The organism is Roseobacter sp. YIN89 (assembly GCF_057219365.1).
In genome coordinates this window covers 661,758-687,951 of the sequence record NZ_JBXVVD010000002.1, presented here as the reverse complement: position 1 = coordinate 687,951, position 26,194 = coordinate 661,758, and the positions used below count along the sequence as shown (strand labels likewise).

Here is a 26,194-nt window from a genome sequence, read left to right as displayed (position 1 = left end):
CACGAAGGGTTCCTCGTCCGTCACCGCATGTCCTTCCACCGTCGCAAAAGCCAGTACCACTGGTCGGGTTTTTCCAGAATCCGGGCGGATAGATTTTCGTTGAAGCTACGCGTCATCGTGCTCGGGTCAGTGGGCTCGATCGGGGCTTCGAACTCCACATCTATGTCGCTGCTGTTTTCGCGCCTTGTGCCAAAGACCGGCATAAAAGGAACGTTGTATTTCAGAGCGAGGCGCGCGGCTGCAAGTGAAGTAAGCGCGTCGAAACCCAAAAACGGCAGCATCTCGCCGTCTACGGTTTTTTCATCCAGCAGTATCGCAACAAACCCCCCTGACCGCAGGTGGCGAACCATGGCTTTTGTGCCAATTGGTCCGGTGCTCAGGGCAGGCTTGCCGCCTTGCTCGATCCCGCGGGCCAATAGTCGTTGGTAATGTCGGTTGCTCTGAGGACGGTATACCCCTGCGGTTTCCATTCCCCGGTGTTTTAGCACCGCTCGCACGGCTTCCCATTGACCGAAATGTCCTGAGACAAGGATCGCGCCTTTTCCCTCGGCACGCGCCTTTTGCAGTATTTCGAGGCCCGGGCCTGATATGTGGAACTTGTCCTGCCGTTCCTGAAACTTGGTGTTATGGAAGACCTCAAATAGGGTACGCCCCATATTCTGCCCCATCTTGCGACTAAGGCTCAGGCGCTCGGCACGGGCCATATCCGGATAGATGCGCAGAACCTCGCGGTCAAACCGTCGTCGCGCAATTGGTACCCAGCGCATCGCCCAGCCAAAAATATTGCCCAGGCTGCGAGCTCTGTCGTCAAACCCGCGCCATTTCGAATAGGTTAGTGCCGTCCACAAAGGGATATAGCGAAGGTGTTGCCAGATATACGCGGCGGGTCGTGCAAGCATCTGTCCTGTATGGGGGTGTTTGCGAGTAAGTCCACTTGTATTTCCGGAAATTCAAAAAAATCTCAGGCTAGTCATCGCAAAACAGGCTCAAAAAGCTTTTGTTCGCCAAAGGCCGGCGAATGGTTGCTCGTTCGCGGAGAGGGCGGTCAGTATGCAAACAGAATCTTTGTATCCCGCCAGAAGACGGCAGTGTCAGATTCCGCAACCCAGTGGGGGGGCGAATAGCAGCCCTTTACCTGCGGGTACGGCGGCGTCTGCTTTCATTTTTGCCGGCGGGCCACACAAAGCGGCCCACCATTCGGTTACTAATGACCTGCGACTATTCGACGAGTTCGATCTCACCTGGACGCCAGGTTTGGTCAAACCAAGGCTCAAGCGGGCCATAGAGCCGCAGAATTGTGTTCCAGCCTTTCCCCGGCACGGTTTGAAGCCAATTGCTCTCTTTGCCCTCAGGCGCTTCAGGTCCAAAGTAGATATCGACTGACCCGTCGTCGTTCTGTTGAACGCCTGCATCGTTGCTTCCAAGGGCTGGGAATTGCTTGTCGGTTTGCAGCATGGACCGCGTCTGGTTGTCATAAAGTGTGAAAGACCAGAAGTCTTTGGCAGGCGGGTCAGCGGGCACATTCATAACGTAGGTTTTGGAGCCATCCAGCGCGTTCCCATCCGCGTCGCGGTAGGTAAAGGCGTATTGGGATCCTTTGCCCGGGGACTTGAAGGCCATGGCCGGGGTGATCCCGGTAGCATAGAAGTGGAACGCTGCGCGGAAATCATGCTGCATCGCACCGTTGAGCGTGAAGGTGTACTCGTTGCCGGGGAAGGCGTTCTGCCAATAGCTCTCGCCCGGATACCAATAAGCAAGATCATCGCGTGGCTTGGAAATCAGGGTTTTGACCGTGACAGACCCGGCAGCAGCAGCACGTTCGAGGATACGCTGCATACGCTCATCCGGCGCGAATTCCTGACCTTTTACGATGCCGATTGCATCCAGATATCCCAGAAGCTCCGGGCTTTCGCCCATCAGAGGCTCTCTTTGCACGATGTTGTTGATCTCTTCGAAAATGCGCCCGTCCATCAAGTGGATCGTGTTGAACTCCACGCCGGAGACATCAACAAAGGTCATCTCGGGCGGATTATCGACCTGAGACAGCGGATACATTTTGAACAGATCTTGCGTCTGCTGGACTGCCAAGTCAGGGGAGCCGTTCTCGTCCGTGAAGCCGCGCCAGATCACCCAGTGCGAATAGGTGTTCGTGCGCACAACATCCGTGTAGCCTTCGGTGGGGACCTCGCCGTCGTATCCGGGGGGAAGGATCAGGAACTTGCCACCTTGCCCTTCATCCGGGCCGAGATTCCCGAAATCCATGACGTATTTGAACCACGCATCATTCAGAAAGCCGAGCACGTTCGGTGGCGTTTCGATGACCCAAGGCTCGTCCGTCATGCGCAAGGATGCAGTCTGGTAGACGCTCGTGGTGTTGGGCGTCAGGAACAGTGTTTTGGAATCCATCAGAGTAGCAAACTGCGCTACATGGGTATTTGCGGGGGCCTGCTCTTCAATCCCGCGCAGCATCGCATCCATCGACGCGATTTTTACCCCGCTCATATAGGCTTGATAGGCTTGGCTAAAATCATAAAGGTTGTAGATTTTTTCAGTCGCTTCCGCATCCGGAACGCCATCAAAGAAGTTGAGATCACCCAGTTGGGTTTCAATGCTGTCAGGCGTGGTGATCCCATCTGGTATCTCGGTCGTCATCTTCATCTTTGGGGGTTCCTGAGCCGAGACATCTGTTAGCGTAGCTGTCCCCAGAACCGCGATAGAACTGGCCAGCAAGGCTATTCGTTGCGTCAGTTTCATTACATGCGTCCTTTGCTTGTGATTGGTTTGTGTATCCGGCATTAACTGCCGATTTTCTTATTGTTATTGGGTGCCGATTGTTCGTTTTGCTGGACCAAAGCGGAGAGCTTTTTGGCGTCGGCTGGATAAAGCGTCGAAAGCCAGATGCGCAAAATAGCCGATAAAACGTCTTGTTTGTTTGCTGTCGCCTCACGAGCAAATGCACTGATCAGGATACTGGCATCCATTCTGTTAAGTGCGTTTGCCACCGGATATGGATCAAACTGGGGGACGACGCCTTTGGCCTGATCCTCGGCTATGCGTGCGGCCACAAGTTCGTCAAAAGACCCAAGGAAAGCCTCCCAGACCTGTTCCAGCCGGTTATCGGTGGACGCAGCATCTGAAACGGCTTTGAGAATAAACCCATATTCAGACCCGACGTCCACGAGCGCCGCAAGGCTGAGCTGCAGACTGGAGGCTGAATCGCCCTCGCCGGAAAGCCAAGCTTGTGCGCCATCAACGATGTCACCTTTCACGCTGTTCAGCAGTGTTTCCATCAAACCGTGGAGGTCGTTGAAATATTGATAGAAAGTGGCCCGGCTGTATCCCACGTTTGCCATGAGATTGCCGACGGTGAGGTCGCGAAAATCGTTTGTTTGCAAAAACTGCATAGCCGCGTTGAGGATGGCTGTCCTCGTTAGTGCGGATTTACTTGGCGCCATCACATTCGCAGAAACAGCTTTGCGGCGGAGGTCGGATGCGATTCTTTCTGACATAGTGTCAGTTTAACTGACACAGCGTCAGATTGGCTAGAATAATCAGACTGTCACGTGATCCTGTCCGGAAGTCCTATTTGTTTCCTGTGCTTTGAACGGTTCAAGCCTGAACCGCCCGCGTTCCCTTTGATGCGTCGAACATCGGGCGGCTGCCCATCTTCGATTGGCTGGATGAGCGTTCGCAGTCGCCGCAGAGCCGACAGCCAACTATGCACATTTAACGTGTGCATGACGCTGAAACCACGCACAGGCTTATCTACGCTAGATGTCCTATACCGCTGAATTGTGTGGGCGAATCTGGCAGCGTAGCGTATACTTTTACACGCAACGGGTGTGAGGACTGATGTGATGCGAATACTGTACTGTGCTGCTGCAATAGCGGTTTTGGCTGGAACTGTTCAGGCTCAGGACGCTTCTGGCGTCTCTGAAGATATCTTTACCGGGCGACCATATTCTCCCTACGCCGACCGGTCCTTTCCAACGAATGTGTATTTTGGCGATACGCATGTTCATACCGGCCTTTCTGCCGATGCGGGTGGATCGGGAACAAGGCTGATGCCGCGTGATGCGTATCGTCTTGCAAGTGGCGAGCAGGTGACCTCCAACACGGGGCAACCCGTCAAGCTTTCCAGACCTCTCGATTTTTACATGATCACGGATCATTCGGACGCCATGGGTGCCATCATTGATATCTTGGAAGGTGCGCCGAACATTATGGCTGACCCTGACGGCAAGTCTTTTCACGAGGATTTCAATCAGGGTGGGACGGTTGCCGCAGATGCCATGTTCCGGCTGATCAACCAGTTCGCGCAGGGAACGATATCGCCGGAATTGAATTACCAGCCAGGCAACCCTGCATATGAACGTGTCTGGGACGACATCGTTCAGGCAGCGGAAGAGTTTTATGATCCGGGAGTTTTTACGACGTTCATTGCCTTTGAATGGACCTCGTTGGTTGCCGGCAACAACCTGCACCGCAATGTGATCTTCAGAGACGGGCCTGAGCGTGCGGGTCAGGTCTTGCCATACACAACGACACCGCCGCTCGGCTCTCGCAACCCGCGGGATTTATGGGCGTGGCTTGAAAACTACGAGCAAACAACCGGCGGCGACGTCACTGCCATTCCCCACAACGGAAACCTTTCAAACGGTATGATGTTTGCGCTTCAGGACGATTTTGCCGAGGGTGCTGAACTGGATGCTGAATACGCGCAGACGCGCCAGAAATGGGAGCGGCTGTACGAAGCAACCCAGATGAAAGGTGACGGAGAGGCCCATCCGTTACTGTCGCCAGATGATGAATTTGCTGACTTTGAAAACTGGGATGTGGGCAATCTGGACCTTACAGAATTGAAGACACCCGAAATGTTGCCGGGCGAATATGCGCGTTCAGGTTTGCAGCGCGGTTTGCAACTCGAAGCCTCATTGGGAGTGAACCCCTTTAAGTTCGGAATGGTCGGCGCGAGTGACACGCATGTCGGTCTGACTACAATGGAAAACAACAACTTCTTTCACAAGTTCACAACCTACGAGCCGTCACCGGACCGTGTCGTTGAGAACGGCGAGATTCACTTTTCCAACAAAACCGAAGATGGATCGGCGGGTATTGCAGCGTGGCAGTACATTACTTCCGGGCTGACCGCTGTCTGGGCCTCGGAAAACACGCGTGGTGCGATTTTTGATGCAATGGAGCGCCGCGAAGTCTATGCCACCACCGGCAATCGTATGAGACTGCGTTTCTTCGGCGGTTGGGATTTCCAAGCAGATGACGCAAACACCCGCGATCTTGCACAAGTCGGCTACGCCAAAGGCGTACCGATGGGCACGGATCTTCCCAGCAATCAAGGTGCGGATACGCCGCCGAGTTTTCTGGTCTATGCCTTGCGGGATCCAATCGGTGCCAACATTGACCGCATCCAGATTGTCAAAGGCTGGCTTGATGCCGAGGGAAACACGCAAGAACGCGTCTACAACGTTGCTTGGTCTGATCAGCGGGTCCCCGATGAAAACGGGAAATTGCCATCGGTGGGAGATACGGTGGATTTGTCGGTACCGACTTGGACCAATACAATTGGTGCATCGGAACTGGGGGCGGTCTGGACGGACCCTGATTTTGATCCATCCCTCAGGGCGTTTTACTACGCTCGGGTGATAGAAATTCCAACGCCGCGATGGACTGCCTATGACCGGGTGAAATTTGACGTTGAGTTCCCTGAAAGCGTGAAGCTGAAGGGGCAGGAGAGGGCGTATTCATCTCCGATCTGGTACAACCCGTAAATTGGAGTGTGGTGACCTAGCAGTCACAAGTAAGCTCAAACCTGTGTCTGGTTTATTTGCCACGCGGCAGGTCGCGTATGCACATTGCGCGTCTTCTGTGAACCCAAAGCAGGCGTAGAATAGGCGGCATCACCAAATATGGTTTTGCACGTCCAGTCAGGTTTCATGCGTTGCCAATGCACTCAGAAGCGCGTCGCGATCTGTGATTTCTATTCCATTGTATCGGGTTTCAATCCAGCCTGCGGTTGCAAGTTTCCGCAGGATCGTTCCGACCCAATTGCGAGACAGGTTTGTGGCGCCGGCGAGTTCTTGTTGGGTTACCGGAACAAGAACCGGATCGTCATTTGGTATTGCGCCCCGAAGTCCGGCAAATCGCAGCAAAACCGCAATCAAACGTGCCTCGGCATTGGCAATCAGCAGATCAGCGCCGCTCAACGCGGCGGCATCGCCATATTCAAGCGACAGGGTAACGAAATGGCGCCACCAGTCGGGTCTGTCATCCAGCATGGCCCGAACGCGCCGCCGCTTTATTGTCGCGCACCAGACTTTTGATTGCGCCGTCGCTGTCGCAATCCGCGCCTCATCCGCCACGATTGGCCGATAGCCCATCCAGAAAACCGGCGATCCGATGTGCAAAATAGGGGCCGAGGGTTGCCCAAAGGCTATGTGGAACGCAACAAAACCCTCTGCCAAACCGATCAGGTCGCCTTCTGTATCGCCGGCAAGTGTGATTTGCTCTGCGGCATCGAAACTCCGCCACTCAGCGTTTTCCAGAAGAGTTTCTCTGAATTCGTCATCGACGCGGCTCAACCAGCCGCGGCGCGCCAGTAATTCTAACCCCTTGTCCCGTTCCATATTTTCCACCGTATGAATTATTCGTGACATCGGCGCACTTTGACCACTAATTGTCAATGTTCGACCGAAGGGGGCGCTAAGCTTCTGGCAGACAATGATTCATGCAGATCGCAGATTCAGTTTTGCAAAGCTTAATTGGGAGATTTCTAAATGAAGAAATTAGGGATGTCGGCTGCGGCCGTCAGTCTTTTATCCTCCGCAGGATATACGCAGGAAATCGTCACGCCAGACACGTATATCCGCGCAGAAGTCGACATGTCCTTTGCGCAATTTCAGTTGAATGCAGGTAGCGACGTCAACCGGTTCTATTACATTCGCAAGCCCACGCCGCTGGATGCACAGGCTGTGGTGCGCATGAACCTCGATACGCTTTATGCAGGGGCTGTGGTCGACACAGAAGGCGGCGCGACGCTGACCATCCCCGAATTCCCCGATGACCGGTATTTTTCTATCCTTGTGATCGACAACGATCACTATGCGCCGGTGGTGTACTACGAACCCGGGACCTACGAGTTACCCGACGATACGAAATACATCAGCCTGATCCAGCGAATTCAGGTCATGGACACGGAAGACCCTGACGACATTGCGCTGGTCAATGAGATGCAGAACAAGTTCATCATTGAGGCCTCGAGCCATGATCTGTTTCCACAGCCAAAGTGGGACGTTGGCAGCATGTTGAGCCTGCGCGCCGAGTATGAGACGGAATTCCAGAAATACAGCCAGTACGAAGCAGATTGGATGGGACCACGCGGCACAGTAAATGAGGAAACGCGGCACCTGGCTGTTGCGGGCGCTTGGGGTCTCTTCCCTGAAAAGGACGCGGTCTACATCAACTACACCGGGCCGGGCCCTGCCGACAAGTGTTACAAAGCGACCTATGATGTGCCGCCAAATGACGCTTTCTGGTCCATCACTCTTTATGGCGATGACGGTTTCATGAAGAGCGAGAATGCGATCGTAAACGACCGCAATGTCACACTGAATGACGACGGAACGTTCACGGTTTTTTACGGGTCCGAGGAGCATTGCAAAGAACAACTCAACCGAGTGGACATCACAGACGGCTGGAACTTTCTGATGCGGATTTACCGGCCAGATGACGCGGTACTCGAACGCACTTACCAATTACCTGATGTAGAGGAGGTATCCTGATGCGTATGGCATTTGCAGCAATTTCTTTTGTTTTTGGTGTCGGCACGGCTTTGGCTGACGATGTCGAAGTGACGGTGGAAAACTTCACCATCGCCGAAACCGATCTGTATATGTCGGACCATTCTGCGGAACATGCGGTCAACACCATCCGCCATTCCAGAGAGCCTTCCAGCCCTGAAAATCAATTCGTCATCACTGAGAACAAAGACGTTCTGTACAGTCACGCTGTGGTAGATACCGAGGGCGGTGCCACGATCACCAATCCTGATTGGGACTACCTGTCGATGATCCAGATCATCGATGAAGCTCACTATACATTGCATGTGCTCTATGCAGGCGAGAGTGTGACGCTGACGCCAAGTGACCTTACCACCGGTCGGTATGTCTTTCTGAACATGCGAACTGGTTTGAAGTCCACTGATGAAGCCGGGCTCAGCGAAGCGCACGCACATCAGGATGGGTTTCTGATCGAGGCAAGCTCTGCAGAACCATACCCGCCAAAAGGGTTTGACCGGGACAGTCAGGATGAGGTGCGCGCGGCGTTGGTTGCTCGTGCGGGCGAAGCGGACCAACCCGAAAAGTTTTTCGGACGTCCTGAAGATGTCGATCCCGAGATGTTCTTGATCGCGACGGCGAAAGGCTGGGGGGGACTACCTTATAAAGACGCGGTCTACATATCGACGATTGTTCCGGAAGGTGATGCAGCAGAGGGCGCGTGTGCCCGTATGACGCTGCCAGAACCGCCGTTGAAATTTGATGAAGGTGCGTTCTTTTCGGTGACAACATACAGCGCGGAGAGTTGGATCGTCGAAGAGAACTATGCGCTGAATAACCGAGGCGCAGTCGTGAATGACGATGGCTCTGTCACCTTTCGGTACAATTGTCCGGGTGAGGCGAACAATCTCGACGTACAACCCGGATGGACACAGGTCATCCGTCTGTATCAGCCCGAAAGCGCGGATGCGATTTCGGAGTATGTCGCCGAGATCGCGTCAAGCGTCAAAGTCATTCCGGGCAAGTAGAAAACGTCGCGGTTCCGATGCGCAATTCCGTCAGACGCCTTTTTCTCTTGGGCCTGACGCATCAGGGGCGGTGCACTTCCTGACACCGCCCCTTCCTCACTTATAGTATTTGCCAGAGCTTACGTTCTGGTGCTTGGTCGATGACGTTTTGCCTGCAGTGCGGACCGTCAATTTGTTACTTTGTGGGCCTGCACCCAAATGGAAATACCTGCTGGGAGCTTTTTGCTTTGGCTCTTGGCTGGTTTCAAAAACCGTTTTGTCACAGGAATGGAACCGTCGGCATTCTGAGGCTGACACTGACGCCCCAGCGCTCCGAAGTTCATCCCTGCTTTTGAATTTCCACGGAGTGTGGGTAAGGGATGGTGATGCCCTTGTCGTCGAAAGCCTCTTTGACCGTTTTGGTCAGGGCAAACTTCAGTTCCCAATAGTCATCCGCTTGGCACCAAAGACGGGCGGTCAGGTCGACTGAGCTTTCCCCAAGATTGGTTACCCTGACCCAAGGCGCGGGGTCTTTAAGAATGCGAGGCTCTGCCGTTGCAATGTCCATGATGATATTCATCGCAGCGTCGGCACTGTCCTCGTAGTCGATTCCAAAAACCAAATCTACGCGTCGTGTATCGTGCGCGGAGAAATTGGTAATCACCGAACCCCAAGACTGGCCATTTGGAACGATGATTTGCACATTGTCCGGCGTCACCAATTCCGTCACGAAAAGGTTGAGGTCTTTTACAGTTCCGGTCGTGCCATTGATATCTACGTAATCACCCAGCTTGTAGGGCCGAAATAGAATGAGCATGAAACCCGCGGCAAGATCGCTGAGCGTTCCTTGCAAAGCCAGACCGATGGCCAAAGACGCCGCGCCAAGAACAGCCACAAGACTTGTTGCCTGAACGCCAAAAAGGCCAAGCACCATGACAAGCACAATGAGCAGGACGCCCCATTTGACCATGCTGCCCGCAAAATTCGCAAGCGTGGCATCCATTTGCTCAATAGAGTTCAAACGTTTGCGCATTGTGGATCCTGCCCAAACCGCAATTGTCCAGCCAACAATGATGACAACCAGCGCCTTCGCTGCGTTGATCAACAGCGGCCAAATCCCACCAAGGTCTTGCATCATTTCCATTCTAAAAAGCCCTTTTCAAATAGATCCGGAACGAAGCTGCCAGATCGATCATAAGACAAGATCAAATCCAGCTTTTCCAGCGAGAGATAGAGCGGATTTTTTGGCAGGTTTCAAGTCGATCTGAACCTGACCGTTTTGTCCGCAAAGCGGACGGTGCGATGTTCGTACCTTAAGTCTGCGTCGCGCCTCTATCGACATCTACTGCATAATTTAGATGCGGCCGGTTTTCCGAGGGCTTCACCGAGACACTATTTGACGCCGCCAGATGTCATTTATGCCGCCGCGTCTGCTTGGCATGCGTTCCCGGATACTTGGAAATGCTGGGTCAGTTCGTAAAGGGCCTTTGCGCCGTTTGCCAAGTTTGCGCAAGCGGCACTAGTCTCTTCGAACATAGCTGCATTTTTCTGGGTCACTGCTCCCATATCGGCAATTGTTGAATTGAGCGACGAAATCTGGTCCCTCTGACTGTGGGTGCTTCCTGTAATTATGTCCATTTTGGAAGCGATTCCAGAGATTTCGGTTTCGACGCTACCCAGAGAGTCAACTGTCTTGGAAATCTGCGAAGAACCGTTTTCGACTTCGGCATTTGACCGCTCGATCAGAGCGCGAATGCTGGTTGCGCTCTCGGATGATCTTTGCGCCAGCCCCCGAACCTCTGAGGCGACAACTGCGAAGCCTTGGCCCGCTTCACCCGCGCGCGCGGCCTCGACACCCGCGTTCAGCGCCAAAAGATTTGTTTGAAACGAGATACCTTCAATGAGCTCGACGATTTTTGCGATTTCGCCCGCTTCGGTCTTGATCGCTTCCATTGCTTGAGAGGCTTGGGAAACGACACCGCCGCTTGTCTGAGCGTTGGATTGCGCGGACTGAGCAGATCGGTGAGCATCCTCAACACTTGTCGCGTTCTCGCGCACACTTTTCGTCAATCCGTCCAACGCTTCCGAAGTTTCGTTAAGGTTTTGAGCTTGGATTTCAGTGCGACGCGCGAGGTCATTTGTTGCTGTCGAAATCTCACGGATATCTGCATCCATTTGTTCTGATCTTTTGGCCACCACAGACACCATCTCTTCCAGTGTTTGCATAGCGGCATTGAATTCCGTTCGAAGCGTTTCATACTCGTCGGGGAATTTTTGCGTGATACGGGCCGTAAGATCACCTCCTTCAAGTCTGGTCAAGGCGACGCGCAAGCAATCAACAACCTCGGCTTGCTCCTTGGCTCGGGCTTCGTCCGCTTTCCGGCGTTTCTCATCCGATGCCTGTTTCTCAAGTTCGGCTGCTTTACGTTCTTCTTCGGCTTTTTGCACCTTCTCCAGAGCTGTCTCTGCTTTTGATTGGGCAACAAGCGCTTCTTTTTGTGCCAACTCGGCGCTCTCTTTGGACACGTAAGCTTCTTTTTGAGCGCGGTCCGCATCCATCAGGCTGTCTTCAAGTGCCTCCTTTTGAGCACGCATCTCGCGGTCAGCGCTATTGAGTTGATGAACTGTCCCCACCAGCGCGGCAGTTTCCATCAACACGATAACGGCGTGAAACAAGGTACGCGCCAAATTCTCAAAAAACCCGACAGCAGGATAAATCAGCGTGGGCAGGATAAAGGATAGTGATAGATGATGCAGTGCAATGATGATCGTGCCGGCAAGAATTGCTGCAATACTGCGCAGACTTACCAAGCATGCCAACAATGCGAAGAACATCATGTGGCTATCGAGTTGCCAGGGATGCCCCTGAAATGCAGCGGTAAAGGCGATTGCCTGACCGACCAAGGCAATGGCGGCACCGACAGGTGCCAGTTTAGGTTGGCTGCGGGCCATTGCGCCGCCGAACGCGAGAAACGCCAACGAAGTTGCCAGTGAGGAGACCAGTGGTGATCCGGTACTTAACGAGGCAATTGCAACACATACAAGCAAGACCGCCGCCAAGCCAAAAATCATGCCAATCGGGTTCCGAGATTTCAGACGATGCATATCAACCAGTCCTGTTCAGGGTGTTTGTGTCGGGTTCAATTCCGCAAATTGCGGACAGTGATCCTGCTGGCAACATGAAGTACCCAGCCCGCAAAAGTTGATTTCGGGCAGCAGGCGGGGCATGCACCATTGTTGTCAGTACACCGCGCAAAGGCCCAACGCCGCTTGCCCCATAGTTTCTTAGCGTCTGTTGGGAGAGCGATGGTCTGCCAGGGTCAAGGACGATGTACAGGTCAGCCGGGTCAGCGCGACCTGTCTGTGAAGCAAAAAGCGACAAAGGGCCCACAAGCAGGGTCAGCATTGCACCAGTACATATCCAAACCGCAGACTTAAACATCTGCCCCAATTAGCAACCGGAGCTTAAAAACCGCCTAACGCGAAAATTTTGCAGGAATTTCCCAGCCTCTGAAAAAAATCGACAAGAATTGATACGCCGTCTGAAGGAAAAGGGGGCCTTCGCGCGGGGGTGCGAAAGTTTAAGAAAGCCCCAAAACACGGTCGGTTTGATACTGACACTGCAGGACTGCCTTGCGCCGCAACGAGTTGGTGTCGGTGAATAAGGTGGAGCCGCGGTTTTCGTGTAGAAAGAACAGGCCGTTGGATGGGTACAGGCCTCGTTCGCGCCGCGCGCTTTGCAGGAAACTGGCGCATTGCCTCCATGTTTTGTAACACTACTGCGAAATCGATGTCCGATGCGTCCGTCGTCAGGAGGATGAACAACTTATGAAAGTGCGTCTGCAGATTGGCGTGGCGGCAAGTTTCACGCTCTTGACGGCGATACTTTTGAGTATTGTTGTGGCTTTTCTCTACTTCGGAAATCGCAATCTGGCGCTGCGCACGGCTGAAACAGAGATGGTTAAGGCGCGCGCGCAATCGGTGGAGGGAATGCTGTCGAGCATTCGCGTCACGGGCCGCGCGGTGACCTCGGCCGCAAGCTTTGTCGGTGAATTTCCCGAAGAGGCCCGGTCGCTTGCCGGGCTTGACGTTCTGCATGCGCTGGCGCGCGGGAACGATCATTACTATGGGCTCTTTTTCGGTTTTCTCGAAGACGGCGCCTTTTACCAGAACGTTTTGCTGACCGACGAGTTTATGACCTTCGGCCCCGAAGACGCGCCTGTGCCTGAAAATGCGACCCGTGCTCTGAGGATCATTGACGGGCCACCCGACCTGCGTACCGAAACCTTCTACTGGGCCGGCGAAGACGGCGTGCCAAATGCCTTCTATCAAGGCGCGCCGGCATATGACCCCCGCGAACGGCCATGGTTTCTAGGGGCGATGGAAACCGACGAATTATACATTACAAAGCTCTACCGCTTTGAAAGCACCGGGGAGCCGGGGGTTACCTTCGCGCAGCGGATAGAGGACGAAACCGGCGCTATTATCGGAGTGGCCGGCCTCGACATGACACTTGCCGCGCTGTCACGGCTCCTCGAAGACCTGCGGGTCGGCGAGGATGGTCTGGTCTTTATGCTGGATGATGCGGGGCGCTTGATGTCTTACACAGGTTCCCGTTCAGAAGGCGAGGGGACGCGGTTTGTCACTTCGACGGAAGAACAGGAGGTCGACATTCAGAATCCAGTGATTGAGGGTGCGGTGTCACGCTACCGCGCAGGCGGCGAGGCTTTCTTTCGCTTTTCGGTCCCCGGGACCGAAGAGCAGGAGCAAGCGGTCCAGCTTGTGTCCGTCGCTCCTATTCCACGCATCTTCGGTGCACAGCCAACGCTGGGGCTGACTGTCCCAGAGGACGAGTTCGTGGGCGAAATCAAACGCACGACCACGCGTGCCATGCAAATTGGCGGCCTCGCTTTGATTTTGGCGATCGCCGGTACCATGATCGTGTCGAGACTGCTTGGGGCGAGCCTGCGTCTTTTGGCCGAGGAAGCGCGTCGCATCAGCAATTTCGAGCTTGGAGAAGATCTGAATCTGCGCTCGGCTATTCTGGAAGTATCCGAACTGGAAACGGCGATGACCGGTATGAAGGCGGGCCTGTCGAGTTTCGGTGCCTACGTTCCGAAGGACCTTGTCCGTTCCATCGTGTCAAGCGGGGCACAGACCGGTGTTGGCGGCACCGCGCGCGATGTGACGTTGCTGTTCTCGGATTTGCAAGGCTTCACGGCAAGCACTGAAAGCCTTGAGCCTGAAGAACTGATGCCTGCTTTGTCTCAGTACTTTGAGATCATGGAAACGCGTATTGCCGAAACAGGCGGTACTGTTGACAAGTACATCGGTGACGCAATCATGGCCATGTGGAATGCACCGCAGGACGATCCTGACCATACCACGCATGCATGTCGCGCAGCTCTGGCCTGTTTGAAGGCCGAGGACCAGATGAACGAAGGGGCGCACGCCTCACCCCTTCTTCCTTTCCATACGCGGTTCGGGTTGCATTCAGGCCGGGTGATCGTCGGCAATGTCGGCTCGCTGTCACGGATGCAATACACGGCTCTCGGCGCGGTCGTGAACCTTGCCTCGCGGTTGGAAGGTTTGAACAAGCAGTACGGCACCCGCGTCCTCGTGTCCGAGGATATCGTTAACGAGACCCGTGATACGTTCTTCTTCCGTGAGGTTGATGTTGTCTCTCCGGTCGGGACCAGCAAGCCTGTCAGGATTTTTGAGCTTCTTGGCGACACGGAGAACGACGGGCCTTTCGCCGTCAGCGAGGCGATGCGCGCGGAAGTCGCCGACTGGAACGATTGCTATGCGCTTTACAAGGCACGGTCATGGGGCGAGGCGCTGACGGCACTGGAGCGGTGTAGGGAAAGGGCGAGCAACACCGCGCTGTTTGACGCTTATATCGGGCGATGCCGCAGCTTTCTTGAAACACCGCCGCCGGTGGATTGGGACGGCGTCTACAGCTTCAAGGTCAAGTAACGACCAAATGCGCCCTCTGATGTGCCGTGACGCGTTCACCGCGACAATCCGCTGCGTGATGTCTGGAAAGTCGCAGCGTTCAAGGCAAATGCCGGTGAAGTCGCTTGTGTTCGCCCTTGGAACAGCGGCAAAGTCGGCAGAACATTCACACTCCACGTTTGCTAGTGCCTGAAACAGCATTTTCGACAGACGCATTTTGTGATGCCTCCCTTGACCTGAGCCAACAACTTGCAAGAGGCTCAAGTTGAGAAAGGACAGCAAATTGGAAGCCAATCTCCCGCGTACCGGATACAGCTTGCAGCCGAGCTTGGTGGCGGATCGTTCAGACGTGGCGGACTACATTTTTGGGGACGCCGAGGTCGCAAAAACGCTCGTGCACAATGTTTCTACGCCTGAGGGTGTTTTGGCAGCGACTGACGCGTGGATTGATACGCTTTGCATCGACGGAAAACGGAACACAGGCAATGCAGAACACATCGGCATGTGGACAATTCGCGACACAGCCAGCGATAACCGATTTGTTGGAATACGCGGTGTATTTGTCGCGCCGGGTTTACCGGATAACTCTGTGGTGACGTTTGTGGCGGTGGCTCGTGCCTACTGGGGCAAAGGGGTGTCAAGCGGGTCATCACGACTACTTTGCGGGCATGTTTTCGACACCTCCGACGTCGATGCGATCTACACCCGCGTATGGCCTGAACTGAACCCCGCAAGCGATGCAGTTCAGCGTCGACTTGGCTTTGTTCCGGCAGAGCGACATACGCTACGCCAAACGTTTGGCGAAGCGCGCATGAAAGAGGTTCTCGAATTTGATCTTTGGAGGCTGTCAAAATTGCAGGGCGACGTCCTGAAAGGGCCACTGCGCGACGTTTCCGTTAGAATTGGCCAACTGGCAGCTGAAGACTTGTTGGACATCGAGGTGGCAACTCAGAAAATTCTGGATGCACTGCCCTCACAAGTGGCGAGATCTGATAACGTTCGGAGCAAAGTCGCTGACAATTTGCGGCGGGGGTTTCAAAACCCAGCTTGGGCAAGTTATCGAATGTCGCGGGACCGTTGGCTCACGACACGACCCAGTTGAGCATTGAGTTATTGCGAACGTCTGTCTTGTCCGCCAACCGCCAGTCAGACAATTGCATTGCTGGTCTGCGCCGCGCGCGACTTGCGCTTCATCTTTAGACCAGTGAATGTCGTGCTCATGCAAGCGGAGGCGATTGCGGGTGAAAATAATGTGTCTGAACGGCTGGGGCGGAAAGCTCTGCAATGAGCTTCTGCCGTATGTCGAAACCACCGCGCCCGATATCCTTTGCCTTCAGGAGGTGGTTAACAGCCCGGATAGCAAAAAGGACTGGCTGACCTACCGAGACGGGGATCACGTTTTACCGCAACGCGCCAACTTTTTCCGCGATGTTTCGAATATCTTGCCTGACCACGTCGCGGTCTTTTGTCCGGCAGCACAGGGCGTTCTTTGGGACGGTGATGAAACAATCCCGTCGCAATGGGGGCTGGCGACCTTCGTGCATCGATCCTTTCCGGTAATAGGTCAGGTTCAGGGTTTTGTTCACAAAGACTTCTCACCCGTTGGTTATGGCGATCACCCCCGGTCTCGCAGTGCCCACGGTGTCAGGGTCTACGACTACACGGCCAAACGGACTGTGAGTGTCACGCATATGCACGGATTGCGTGATCTTAATGGGAAGATGGACACGCCTGAACGTGCCTCTCAAGCGCGAAGACTTCTTGATATATCCCGTCAGGTGACCGAGCCGGAAGACGTGGTCGTGGTCTGCGGAGATTTCAATGTCGAACCAAACAGTGAAACCCTGTCGATCCTGGCGGATGCTGGCTTGACGGAACTGGTGACAGGACGCGGCTTTGAAAGCACCCGAAACTCCCAATACCAAAAGCCCGGGCGGTTTGCGGACTACATGTTTGTAAACCGCGAAGAAATCGTGACATCATTCGAAGTGATCCATGATCCGGAGGTTTCGGATCACTGCCCGCTTGTTCTTGGGCTTTAGCGCCGAACTTTGAAGGGGCGTTTGTCCTCATTACATGAAAGACGATTATATCCGCCGAGCGGACAACTCGTCTTCAAACCGCAAGCCAGCGCCGAACCTTTAACCGACAGCAGTTACGCTTTAAGTCACTTGTGAGGGCGACCACTGATTTTTCTAGTAGACGACCATCACTCGCGAATGCTCACTTCAAGGTGTTCTTGAAAATGACCCCATCTTTCATAATGAGGTCGAAATTTTCATCTGGGTCAGCAATCAGATCGATGTCCTCAAGCGGGTTTCCGTCTACGAGGATTAGATCAGCGTATGCACCTTCCTTGATGACACCCAGAGGGCCGTCTTGGTAAGTTGATCGCGGACCGGACAAAGCGAGTAATTCGGCATTGTTCGATGTGACCAGTGTCATGATTTCAGGCGGCGTAAACCAGCGGTTCATTTTGGCGACGAACGCCCCTTGCTTGGCGGCCAGTTTCGGATCAAAGAGCATGTCGGTGCCGAAAGCGATCTTGACGCCTATTTCCTTTGCCAACTCTATCGTTCTTTCCGTACCGTCGGTGACAAGCTTGAATTTCGCGGTACTGACCGGATCGTCGAACTGAATGGCATCTTCATCATCGAGGATCGGCTGTACGGAAAGCCATGCATCCTTTTCCTTCATCAATTCGAGGGTCTCACGACCCATCAGGTTTCCATGTTCAATCGACTTTACCCCGGCCTCCAGTGCAATCTGCGCGGCCTCGTCTGTGAAAATGTGCGCCAGAACGTAAGTATTATAGGTGTCTGCGACCTCTACAAAGGCTTCCAGTTCGGCCTTGGTGTATTGCCGGACATCCAGCGGATCATAAAGCGACGAGACACCACCACCGGCGGCAATTTTGATCTGGGACGCACCCATGCGCATCACCTCGCGCGACCGAAGTATAACTTCAGGCACCCCGTCGGCTTGAATCATCAAACCCGTATAATACCAATACCATTGGCTATCACCCGGGTTTGTTGGAACGGCCTGATACGGACGATAGTCAAGATGGCCACCTGTCTGGGTAATTGGTGGACCCGAGGGCAAAATACGTGGCCCCGGAATTTCGCCTGCGTCAATCATTTTTTTGATCGAAAAAGTGTTTCCACCGGCGTCGCGTACACTTGTAAACCCACGCATCAGCGTATCTTCGGCGCCCATTGCGCCACGGATGGCGACCTCTAGAATATCGCCGGTAATCACGGTGCTCTGGGCGGCACAGCAATAGGTGACGTGCCAGTGCATATCAATGAGGCCGGGGATCAGGGTGCGCCCGTCACCGTCGATAACCCGACCTCCGGCGACGGCGAGCTCATCTGTCGATATCTGCGCGATCAGATTGTCTGCCACAACAACGTTCGCATTTTCGATCAGCGCTTCGTTGACACCGTCGAAAACATTCACATTTGTGATCAGTATGGGGCCTTCTTGCGAAACCGCGTGGGACGCTGTCAAAACGAAAAAGACGGATGAAATAGCTGCTCGACTTAGTAAATTCATCTGTGCCGCTCCAATCATTATGTCACGGAAACCCTCGCAAAAAATATGCTGTCCAGCAATGCGTTTTTGCTTTCCTCAACGGCAGCTTCGTCCGCCAAGCGGACGGTCGGATAATCATACTCTTGGTCTGCTTGAAGCCCGTCTTGTAAAATGCTCACTTATCTCGAACGGCGGATATGCGTCTTCTGTTGCAAACCGCTTGGCAACTTAACCGCAATTTTTCGCCGACTGTTCAAGTGACAATAGCAGACGCAGATATCTAAAGAAAAAAGCCTAAAGCGTGAGATTGCTTTGGGTGAGTTTGCGCCAAAACCAACTGTCCGGCACTCGCTTTATGTTTTGGTCTTGAGCCGAAATTCTTGGGGTGTTTGGTACGTACGTTCTTTGAAAAAACGAGTGAACGCAGAGGCATGAACGTAGCCGAGCTCGAAGGCGATTTCGGTGACCGATATTGAAGGATCAGCGAGCAATTTCTCCGCCTTGGACAGACGCGCGTCTGAGACCAACTGACGGTGCGAAAGCCCCAATTGTTGCAGGTGTCGCCGATAGGACCGGCGGCTCATTCCAAAAGCTGTTGCCATTCTTTTGGATAGGCACTCAGGAGTTGTGTAACCAAGATAGGTCTCAAGACACGAACGCAGTTCGAGAACATCTGCCTCATGCGGCACACTGCCTGAACCATTGACCACCACGACGCTTCCACATTCGGACACCAGATCATCAAGGGAAAACGCCACGCCTATGCTCTGCCGGCTCTGCTCAACGGGTAATTCACGCCATTTTTCTGGCAAAGAGGTCTTTGGAACGGGGCTAGTGAGGCGAAGTGCACAGGCAGGGATGGCGTGTCCGATAACCTGTCTTACAGAGTGCAATGCGACCGCCAAGTTATATTGCTGCACCGGCCAGAAGTCGGTGTAATCTGTTGTGCCGGCGGTGCGCAAAATCCAAATCCGGTCTCTATCGATTTCAACAAAAAAACTTGCGCCATGTAGAATAGAAGAAATGCATTGCGCCACCATGTAAACGGCTTCCAGCCCGGTCAGGCTTCGTGGCAGTTTGATATTCGCGACCGACGCTGAGCCTGACGCCTGCGGATTTTGCAATGTTTCAAAAAAATAAGTCGGGTGTTTGATCCGCCGGTCAAGCTGAACCATGAACTTTTCAGCAGCGCGTAAGGAAATCACACCCGTTGGTTGAGATATTAAGGCGCCGGGCAGTCCGGCGTTTTCTGCCAATTGTTCTAATTTGGTCAACGGAATCGGAGCTGCGTCAAAAAAAGGCTGAGCAACTGCTGCATGTACGGATGCGAATCGCGTCATGTTACACCTCCTATTGATGGGCCAATGCTCAAGTATCAGAGCCTCGAAGAGAGGCGGCATTTGGCCGGAAATGGTAAGCGTACGGATCCAACTTGGCTTTCCATGGTAAGACGAATTGTCTCAAAAGGAAGCCCAATAATGGATTGTACGAGAAACTTGCGGCTGCTGTGCGCCGCAGTCACATCAAGCGTGACCCTCATTGCGAGCACATTGCCCGCTAACGCCCAGGAGCAACCAAATATTCTGGTGATATGGGGCGACGATATCGGCCAGTTCAACATCAGTGCCTACAACAACGGAATAATGGGGTATCGAACGCCGAATATAGACCGCATAGCGGAAGAAGGCGTCATGTTCACCGATTGGTATGGAGAGCAAAGCTGCACCGCTGGGCGCGCAGCCTTTGTCACAGGTCAATCTCCGATCCGTTCAGGGTTGACCAAAGTTGGATTGCCCGGAGCCCCAGAAGGTATGGATGAACGCGACCCGACCATCGCCACCGTGTTGAGTGCCGAAGGATATGCAACCGGTCAGTTCGGAAAAAACCATCTAGGCGACCGGGACGAGCACTTGCCCACCAATCATGGTTTCGACGTTTTCTTCGGCAATCTTTACCACCTCAACGCCGAAGAAGAGCCTGAAAACGTGGACTACCCAGGCGATTCCGTTCTGGCGGACGGGCGTACGTTCAGGGATGCTTTTGGCCCTCGCGGCGTCATCCGTTCAACCTCTGACGGGGAAATCGAAGACACGGGGCCGCTTACGAAAAAACGGATGGAGACCGTTGACGACGAAACGCTCGTTGCCGCTCTTGATTTCATGGACACAGCCAACGCACAGGACAAACCCTTCTTTGTTTGGTGGAATTCAACCCGGATGCACGTTTTCACGCACCTCAAAGAAGAAAGCGAAGGTGTCACTGGTCAGGGCATTTATGCTGATGGGATGGTCGAGCATGACGGCCACGTGGGGCAATTGCTCGACAAGCTTGATGAGCTTGGCATCGCAGACAACACCATCGTGATGTATTCAACCGACAACGGGGCAGAGACTTTCACCTGGCCTGACGGCGGAACGACAATGTTCCGCGGTGAAAAGAACACGCAATGGGAAGGTGGCTTTCGCGTACCCACCATGATCCGCTGGCCGGGTGTGACAGAACCCGGAACCGTCATCAACGAAATTGGCGCGCACAACGATATGTTCACGACCATTGCGGGCGCGGTCGGCCAGACTGAAATCAAAAAGCAATTGCTCGATGGTCTGACCATTGGTGATACCGAGTACAAGGTGCATCTGGATGGCTACGACCTCGGCCCGGCTTTGCGGGGTGAGGCGGAATGGCCACGCAACGAATTCCTGTATTGGACCGACGACGGATCGGTAGCCGCTCTTCGCTATGGAGACTGGAAACTCAACTTCCTCGTTCAGGAAGCGCACGGGTTTGACGTTTGGTCCGAACCTTTCAAAGTTCTTCGCTTTCCTGCGCTTACGAACTTGCGAATGGATCCATTTGAACGGGCAAAGGAGGAGGAAGCAATGGGATATGTCCGGTGGGCCGCAGAGCGTATGTACGTAATCGCGCCAGCGTCGGCCTATGTGGCTCAATGGTTGCAAAGTTTCCAGGAATATCCACCAAGGCAAGCGCCCGGAAGCTTTAATCTGGAGAACGTGATGGACATGGTTTTGGCAGGTTCGAACCAGTAACTCCCGAACTTTTGTCCGTACCATTGAGAAAGAAGGCGACCAGTGCCAAGGGTCGCCTTTTACTTTTTGACGGCGCCACATTCAGACTATTGGCAAAGCTCTCTTTTGTTTACTTCAAGAATGGCCATTCGAATATATTGCACAGACGGCATCTAGGTCTGCATAGCGGACCACTGGCTCATCAAACCGTAAGTCAGCATTGGACCTCGAGCCGCCAGATTGAATTTCGATGCTTCGCAAAGGACGCGTGTCTATCGCTCAGATCGTGGTGAATGCTCTGTTGCGCTGCAACAACCCAATGTCCTAAACTTATGGGACGTCGGGGATTGGCGATACCCGGAAGACTTCGCCAGTACGGGGACGCGTTCGGCTGACAGGAACTTTTAGACATGCGGCATACTCTGTTAATTTTGGTGCTGGCGTCGACACCCGCTGTCGCCAATGAGGTTCGCGACTGGCGCAGCGTTGCAGGTTGGGACATCAAAGAGCGTATCGGAAGTGCGCGCGCCTGCTTTGCCTCGCGCGTTACGTCCGATGGAACCGAGGTGCAGATCGGTGTCGCGCCGACGCTGGACGGTGGCTACCTTGCAGTCTACAACCCCGATTGGACGCACATTGTGGAAGGCGAGACCGGTCGCGTTGAGTTTGACTTTGGCGTAGCTCGGTTCGGGGGCGAGGCGGTCGCGCGCTACGAGGACGGCGTTCCCGGCGGTTACGCTTATTTCAATAACCCTGCATTCGTTGAGGAGTTCTCGCGCCGTTACGATGTAAGGATTACAGGCAGTCGCGGCACGACATTCGAAATGGATCTCACAGGCACGCGTAAGGCGGTCGCCGAAGTGCTTGCATGCCAGAGCGGCACCACGCCCTGACGGAGAGGATCCACCCTAAAAGTTCACTGCAGTTGCAGGATGTCCCGCTGGCAGGGTACTCGCTGCGTGGGCATCTGATCAGCACCGTCCGCACGGCGTTGACGTGATCCACCGATATCGAGCTTGAATTTAGGCTCGGAGAGTTTTCCTGTCACGTCGAAGGGCCAGGCCGAACGAGCAAGCGGTCTGCCCACGGGGCGCGGTTCGGCGCGGAGCGCGATCGCGTCGGCATTCCAGTCGACAAACCCCTGCGCCACCATCTGTACGCTGCGGGTTTCCGCCACCACCTGATCGAAACTCATGCGTCCCGCTGAAATGCGAACCGGCGCCTGCACGCAGACCACGTCGGTATAACCCTGGCGCCGCTCTTGAGAGAAGAGCCAGGGAAAGATGCCGAGACCTGCAAGCTCAAGCAGACTGGTGGCCACCTGGCCGTTTTTCATGTCAATCTCTGCGCTCCCGTACATGGAGTTGAGAAAGCTGTCGACAGACGTGCGGTTGCCACTCAGGCTGAAGTTTCCAGCGAGTGCACCATTGGCCTGGAAATCGATATTGAGCGTTCGCAAAATGTCCGCCAGGTCCCATCCGCTGGTGCTTCCCGAAACCGACAGAAGGTGCGGCGTTTCGATCAAGTCCATGCGTGCGCCGAAACGGAGCGCGCCGCCGGCGAAAGCCAAATCGAGCGGACCGAGGCGTGCCTTGCCTTCGACCAGTTCGAAATCGCTAGACACCGACGTCAGCCCCGGCACCCCGCTAATCCGCTTGAAATCGATTGTGACATTGGCGTCGGTTTCCGCGAGCAGGGCGGTTCTGTCAATCAAGTCGCCAAGACTGGGCTCTTCCTCGGGCAGGACAAGCGGCTGGATTTCGATCTCGTCGGACTCCGATGCTTCCGACCCGGCATCTGCTTCGCTCCGTTCCATTACTTTCTGCAATTCCGCAATGGCGGCGAACGCCTTTTTCGCGGTGGCAACATCCAGTGCCTCGCTGACGATGCTGGCGTCTATCCGGCGCGGAGTTTGGCGAAGGTCGAATGACAGCGCGCTCGACAAATCCGAGCTTCCTGATTTCAGGCCGAGTTCGGCGTCAAGCCCAGCGTTATGCCCGCGCACCATAGCCGAAAGACTGAGCGGACCTGTAAAGACAGGTTTGAGGTTCAACGCCGAGAGAAACTGAGCACCATCGACGAAGCCGAGCTTCGCATCCACTTCCAGGCCGTCGAGGGAAGTGACGGTTTTACTGCGTGCGCGCGCATCAAACTCCCAGATTTCAGTGTCGGTCGCACGCGCATCAAGTTCGCGCAGGCTCAGCACGCCGTCCGCATCGTCGACCACGAAACTGGCTTCCAATCCGCCAAAAGCCTCTGCCACCTCGTCACCCAACTGGGCGAGAACCAACGATGCCGGTGCGTCCAGCGCGCCAGAAAAGGAGAAGTCGGTGAAATTCAGCACGTTGCCAACGTCGCCTGTCGCCTTGATGTAAGGCGCGTCCCTTGGGCCTGCTTGGATCGAAATATCCTCTAGTACCAAGGCGCCTTCGGTACTGCGCTCAATGCGCCCGATCCGCACCGGCCCGACCTCACTAATTTCTTGGTTGAAGGCGTTCGAAGACACGAAGAACTCATCAAACTCGAAACCGCCTGCCTCGCCACGTAGCGTTGCAGACATATCAGTGAGACGCAACTCCTCGAGGCTGCGCGCTGGTGCAGGCGGTTGGCCTTCAGGGTAAAGCCGCAAGACCGCGGACAGATCGACGCCTTCTCTTTGCCCGAAATTCTCGACGCTGCCGGTCACACCGACAAAGTGCCCCTCGGCAAGGTTCACCTCTATCGAGAGATCGGCCAGCCCGATCTGTTCCGGGGTTGCCTCGACACGCGACGACATTCGCGCGGTGCCGGAAAGCGCGGGCTGCAACCGAAACGCTTCAAAAAAGCTGCTGAGTTCTCGAACGTCGAGCTCGAATTGAGCATCGTAGCCGGCTGCATATCCGCTCTCTGCGGGCGTTCCGCTATAGTTCATTGTTGCGTCGCCGAATTCGAATGTCACTTCGAAGGGTCGATCATTCGGAAAGTAGCCCTCTAACCCGAACGATTGATCGTTGACAGCGCCTTCACCGAAGACATTGAGCGCTTCTCCGTCTTCGACCTGGTCGAAGTCTAATTCTGCCAGTTCGAAGTCGAATTCAAAGCCGTTGCGCGTGTTCACCGCAATTAGCGTGACGTTGGTGATGTCGACGGTGCGAGTGCGCAAAAAGGACAGTATACTCTGCTCACTCTCGGATTTCTCGGATGCCGCTTCGGCGCCGTCGTTTTCGCGAACTGGGAGTAGACGCTCAGCCTCTACACTCACGTGCAGGTCCCAGATGCGCAGATTGTCGAGGTTGAAACGGCCATTCCAGAGGTCAACCAGATCGACATCAACCTCAAATGTGCCGAGGTCGGCGCGGTTAACGTGTACCATGTCCTCAGTCGGAATATACAGACCGCTTGCATTCAAGCGCGTCACGCGCCCGAGCCGCACAGAAACGTCGCCATCTATCACCACGGGGAAGCCCATCTGGTCGCTCAGGAATCGCTCGGCGAAGGCGCTGCGGATGTCGCTGAAGAAGGGTACCGCGAGGATCAGCCACACTGTAGCAGCACCCGTTACAAGCAGGGCGACCAATCCGATGAGTAGTTTCATGATCCAGTGCACTGGCGCTCCATGTCTTTCGAGGTGTCTGTTTACCCGTCTGAATATCAGGTGGCACCCGCAAGCGTCATCTCATTTTTGGTTTCATGGGCGAGATAGCAGCGGAACCCGTGTTGCTGTCAACTTCGGGTTTTAATCATGCGGGTTTTTCCGTTTGTCAGACACCCGTGAACGGCGCGCCGGACAACCTGCTACGACATCGGTCAACTTGGCGGCGTTCCGTCCCTGCTTTCGCTGGATCGATCTGCTGTGCCGCAGCAGAACACGAAAATCGACGTTCTTGAGGAGAAGGATGCCTATCAAAGGCGAGAGGTCGAAAGCGCCGCAGAGCGGACTGAGGTACTCACTCGGCGGTCTGCTTTGATCCGCATGAGACAGCGGGCTTGATTTGCGTCAATGCGCTTCAACCAAGCTCAGAATATAATGCTTGTCCATTGGAGAGGGAGGTCTCCTGTGGCTCGAAAAAGCGGTGGGAAAAGAAACGCGACAATCAGTCAGCGCAGCACTCTTTCTTTTCTTTGTGCAGCCTTGGGGCTTTTCATGTTGTCAAGTTGCGAAGAAGCGGCGCCACTGTTGCTGACAGGTCCGGGGTTAGTCATCGCAGCCCCTGTGGGTGCAGCAATTGACCTCGCTGACGGTTCCGAAATCGAACAACCTGTTTTGGTACGATCGGCAACAGGAGATATTCTTGCCGCGCCGTTGAAAGGTAATCCAAAAGCCAGCTTTGTCATTGACGAGGCTAGGGCGCAAAGATTTTACGAGCCAGCCATGCAGTTCTGCTTCATCAAACACTCTGTTCAGCGCCGCATTGTGATTATTGATGCCGCTCTGCGAAAACGGCTTTTTGTTCTGCTCTGTGCGCCATGCGTCAAACGCTGTCAGAGCGGCCAAGTCAATCTTCGCAATATCTGTAGCTTCAAAGTATGGTATGAGCCAACGGCGCAGTGCTGAGATGTAATCTTTGTAAGCTTGCTTGCCCGTGCCGCCATCTAGCTCGTTCTGCATTCGCTTAATTGCGTATTCAGCAACGTGTTTGAACTTGCGGGTTTGGGCTGGGAGCTTGTTAGCAATGCGTGCTTCAGTCTCAAAGTAAAGCTTCAAAGCCCGCTCTTTGGCTTGCTCTAAGTCGTCCGTTTTTGTGCTACGTACGATGCGTTTTCCGTTGTCCAGCGTCAGTCGCGCATACCAGTTTTCGCTGCCGCTGCGTTTATCCAGCTTCAGCTTCTTGTGCACATTTACAGTATCTACGCCGTAGCTCATTCCTAGCCGTCTTCGTTAAGTGTCTGTTGCAACACA

The 26,194-nt window shown here is 54.4% G+C and carries 19 protein-coding genes; 8 read left to right on the top strand and 11 right to left on the bottom strand.

Going from position 1 to position 26,194, the window contains the following annotated elements; all coding sequences use genetic code 11:
• Positions 1-20: 20 nt before the first annotated feature.
• The 3 genes from AC2D8V_RS09490 to AC2D8V_RS09480 form a co-directional block, all read right to left on the bottom strand.
• The gene (locus AC2D8V_RS09490; protein ID WP_484733284.1) at positions 21-899 is read right to left on the bottom strand and encodes a lysophospholipid acyltransferase family protein; all 879 of its coding nucleotides are present in this window, start codon (positions 897-899) and stop codon (positions 21-23) included.
• A 319-nt stretch (positions 900-1,218) separates the two neighbouring features.
• The gene (locus AC2D8V_RS09485) at positions 1,219-2,754 is read right to left on the bottom strand and encodes a DUF1254 domain-containing protein (RefSeq protein WP_484733283.1); all 1,536 of its coding nucleotides are present in this window, start codon (positions 2,752-2,754) and stop codon (positions 1,219-1,221) included.
• Positions 2,755-2,795: 41 nt separating this feature from the next.
• A complete protein-coding gene (locus AC2D8V_RS09480) occupies positions 2,796-3,455 on the bottom strand; it encodes a TetR/AcrR family transcriptional regulator (RefSeq protein ID WP_484733886.1) in 660 nt (219 codons plus the stop codon).
• A gap of 402 nt (positions 3,456-3,857) precedes the next feature.
• Between AC2D8V_RS09480 and AC2D8V_RS09475 the strand changes: the two genes are divergently transcribed.
• Positions 3,858-5,786, top strand: a complete 1,929-nt coding sequence (locus tag AC2D8V_RS09475; protein WP_484733282.1) for a DUF3604 domain-containing protein — start codon at positions 3,858-3,860, stop codon at positions 5,784-5,786.
• Between the two features lie 156 nt (positions 5,787-5,942).
• On the opposite strand, the gene AC2D8V_RS09470 is transcribed toward AC2D8V_RS09475, so the two are convergent.
• A complete protein-coding gene (locus AC2D8V_RS09470) occupies positions 5,943-6,671 on the bottom strand; it encodes a Crp/Fnr family transcriptional regulator (RefSeq protein WP_484733281.1) in 729 nt (242 codons plus the stop codon).
• A gap of 120 nt (positions 6,672-6,791) precedes the next feature.
• On the opposite strand from AC2D8V_RS09470, the gene AC2D8V_RS09465 reads away from it, so the two are divergent.
• Entirely contained in the window at positions 6,792-7,796 is a 1,005-nt protein-coding gene (locus AC2D8V_RS09465) for a DUF1214 domain-containing protein (protein WP_484733280.1), read from the top strand.
• Positions 7,796-8,818, top strand: coding sequence for a DUF1254 domain-containing protein (locus AC2D8V_RS09460; RefSeq protein WP_484733279.1), 1,023 nt, complete (start codon positions 7,796-7,798; stop codon positions 8,816-8,818). The genes AC2D8V_RS09465 and AC2D8V_RS09460 overlap by 1 nt, the downstream gene beginning before the upstream one ends.
• A 319-nt stretch (positions 8,819-9,137) precedes the next feature.
• On the opposite strand, the gene AC2D8V_RS09455 is transcribed toward AC2D8V_RS09460, so the two are convergent.
• The gene (locus AC2D8V_RS09455) at positions 9,138-9,941 is read right to left on the bottom strand and encodes a mechanosensitive ion channel family protein (protein ID WP_484733278.1); all 804 of its coding nucleotides are present in this window, start codon (positions 9,939-9,941) and stop codon (positions 9,138-9,140) included.
• 272 nt (positions 9,942-10,213) lie between these two features.
• On the bottom strand, positions 10,214-11,902 hold the full coding sequence (locus AC2D8V_RS09450; protein ID WP_484733277.1) for a methyl-accepting chemotaxis protein: 1,689 nt from the start codon (positions 11,900-11,902) through the stop codon (positions 10,214-10,216).
• Between the two features lie 723 nt (positions 11,903-12,625).
• Here AC2D8V_RS09450 and AC2D8V_RS09445 point away from each other — a divergent pair.
• The 3 genes from AC2D8V_RS09445 to AC2D8V_RS09435 all read left to right on the top strand — a co-directional run bounded on the left by AC2D8V_RS09445 (position 12,626) and on the right by AC2D8V_RS09435 (position 16,794).
• Positions 12,626-14,773: an adenylate/guanylate cyclase domain-containing protein gene (locus AC2D8V_RS09445; RefSeq protein ID WP_484733276.1), complete on the top strand. Its 2,148-nt coding sequence runs from the start codon at positions 12,626-12,628 to the stop codon at positions 14,771-14,773.
• A 262-nt stretch (positions 14,774-15,035) separates the two neighbouring features.
• Positions 15,036-15,854, top strand: a complete 819-nt coding sequence (locus AC2D8V_RS09440; RefSeq protein ID WP_484733275.1) for a GNAT family N-acetyltransferase — start codon at positions 15,036-15,038, stop codon at positions 15,852-15,854.
• A 148-nt stretch (positions 15,855-16,002) separates the two neighbouring features.
• A complete protein-coding gene (locus AC2D8V_RS09435; protein ID WP_484733885.1) occupies positions 16,003-16,794 on the top strand; it encodes an endonuclease/exonuclease/phosphatase family protein in 792 nt (263 codons plus the stop codon).
• A gap of 181 nt (positions 16,795-16,975) precedes the next feature.
• Here AC2D8V_RS09435 and AC2D8V_RS09430 read toward each other — a convergent pair whose 3' ends face one another.
• The 3 genes from AC2D8V_RS09430 to AC2D8V_RS09420 all read right to left on the bottom strand — a co-directional run bounded on the left by AC2D8V_RS09430 (position 16,976) and on the right by AC2D8V_RS09420 (position 19,629).
• Positions 16,976-18,214, bottom strand: a complete 1,239-nt coding sequence (locus AC2D8V_RS09430) for a metal-dependent hydrolase family protein (protein ID WP_484733274.1) — start codon at positions 18,212-18,214, stop codon at positions 16,976-16,978.
• A 113-nt stretch (positions 18,215-18,327) separates the two neighbouring features.
• Complete coding sequence (locus AC2D8V_RS09425; protein ID WP_484733273.1) at positions 18,328-18,468, bottom strand: hypothetical protein; 141 nt, start codon at positions 18,466-18,468, stop codon at positions 18,328-18,330.
• A gap of 174 nt (positions 18,469-18,642) precedes the next feature.
• The gene (locus AC2D8V_RS09420; protein ID WP_484733272.1) at positions 18,643-19,629 is read right to left on the bottom strand and encodes a helix-turn-helix transcriptional regulator; all 987 of its coding nucleotides are present in this window, start codon (positions 19,627-19,629) and stop codon (positions 18,643-18,645) included.
• Positions 19,630-19,767: 138 nt separating this feature from the next.
• Between AC2D8V_RS09420 and AC2D8V_RS09415 the strand changes: the two genes are divergently transcribed.
• Both AC2D8V_RS09415 and AC2D8V_RS09410 read left to right on the top strand, forming a co-directional pair.
• On the top strand, positions 19,768-21,336 hold the full coding sequence (locus AC2D8V_RS09415) for an arylsulfatase (RefSeq protein ID WP_484733271.1): 1,569 nt from the start codon (positions 19,768-19,770) through the stop codon (positions 21,334-21,336).
• 389 nt (positions 21,337-21,725) lie between these two features.
• Positions 21,726-22,208, top strand: coding sequence for a hypothetical protein (locus AC2D8V_RS09410; RefSeq protein ID WP_484733270.1), 483 nt, complete (start codon positions 21,726-21,728; stop codon positions 22,206-22,208).
• 23 nt (positions 22,209-22,231) lie between these two features.
• Here AC2D8V_RS09410 and AC2D8V_RS09405 read toward each other — a convergent pair whose 3' ends face one another.
• Positions 22,232-24,889, bottom strand: a complete 2,658-nt coding sequence (locus AC2D8V_RS09405; RefSeq protein WP_484733269.1) for an AsmA family protein — start codon at positions 24,887-24,889, stop codon at positions 22,232-22,234.
• Positions 24,890-25,489: 600 nt separating this feature from the next.
• Complete coding sequence (locus AC2D8V_RS09400; RefSeq protein WP_484733268.1) at positions 25,490-26,158, bottom strand: hypothetical protein; 669 nt, start codon at positions 26,156-26,158, stop codon at positions 25,490-25,492.
• Between the last annotated feature and the right edge of the window lie 36 nt (positions 26,159-26,194).

Coding starts and splice junctions, on each gene's coding strand:
- AC2D8V_RS09490 (WP_484733284.1), bottom strand. CDS start 899: ATGCTTGCACGACCCGCCGCGTATATCTGGCAACACCTTCGCTATATC.
- AC2D8V_RS09485 (WP_484733283.1), bottom strand. CDS start 2,754: ATGAAACTGACGCAACGAATAGCCTTGCTGGCCAGTTCTATCGCGGTT.
- AC2D8V_RS09480 (WP_484733886.1), bottom strand. CDS start 3,455: ATGGCGCCAAGTAAATCCGCACTAACGAGGACAGCCATCCTCAACGCG.
- AC2D8V_RS09475 (WP_484733282.1), top strand. CDS start 3,858: ATGCGAATACTGTACTGTGCTGCTGCAATAGCGGTTTTGGCTGGAACT.
- AC2D8V_RS09470 (WP_484733281.1), bottom strand. CDS start 6,671: ATGTCACGAATAATTCATACGGTGGAAAATATGGAACGGGACAAGGGG.
- AC2D8V_RS09465 (WP_484733280.1), top strand. CDS start 6,792: ATGAAGAAATTAGGGATGTCGGCTGCGGCCGTCAGTCTTTTATCCTCC.
- AC2D8V_RS09460 (WP_484733279.1), top strand. CDS start 7,796: ATGCGTATGGCATTTGCAGCAATTTCTTTTGTTTTTGGTGTCGGCACG.
- AC2D8V_RS09455 (WP_484733278.1), bottom strand. CDS start 9,941: ATGGAAATGATGCAAGACCTTGGTGGGATTTGGCCGCTGTTGATCAAC.
- AC2D8V_RS09450 (WP_484733277.1), bottom strand. CDS start 11,902: ATGCATCGTCTGAAATCTCGGAACCCGATTGGCATGATTTTTGGCTTG.
- AC2D8V_RS09445 (WP_484733276.1), top strand. CDS start 12,626: ATGAAAGTGCGTCTGCAGATTGGCGTGGCGGCAAGTTTCACGCTCTTG.
- AC2D8V_RS09435 (WP_484733885.1), top strand. CDS start 16,003: ATGTGTCTGAACGGCTGGGGCGGAAAGCTCTGCAATGAGCTTCTGCCG.
- AC2D8V_RS09420 (WP_484733272.1), bottom strand. CDS start 19,629: ATGACGCGATTCGCATCCGTACATGCAGCAGTTGCTCAGCCTTTTTTT.
- AC2D8V_RS09415 (WP_484733271.1), top strand. CDS start 19,768: ATGGATTGTACGAGAAACTTGCGGCTGCTGTGCGCCGCAGTCACATCA.
- AC2D8V_RS09410 (WP_484733270.1), top strand. CDS start 21,726: ATGCGGCATACTCTGTTAATTTTGGTGCTGGCGTCGACACCCGCTGTC.
- AC2D8V_RS09405 (WP_484733269.1), bottom strand. CDS start 24,889: ATGAAACTACTCATCGGATTGGTCGCCCTGCTTGTAACGGGTGCTGCT.
- AC2D8V_RS09400 (WP_484733268.1), bottom strand. CDS start 26,158: ATGAGCTACGGCGTAGATACTGTAAATGTGCACAAGAAGCTGAAGCTG.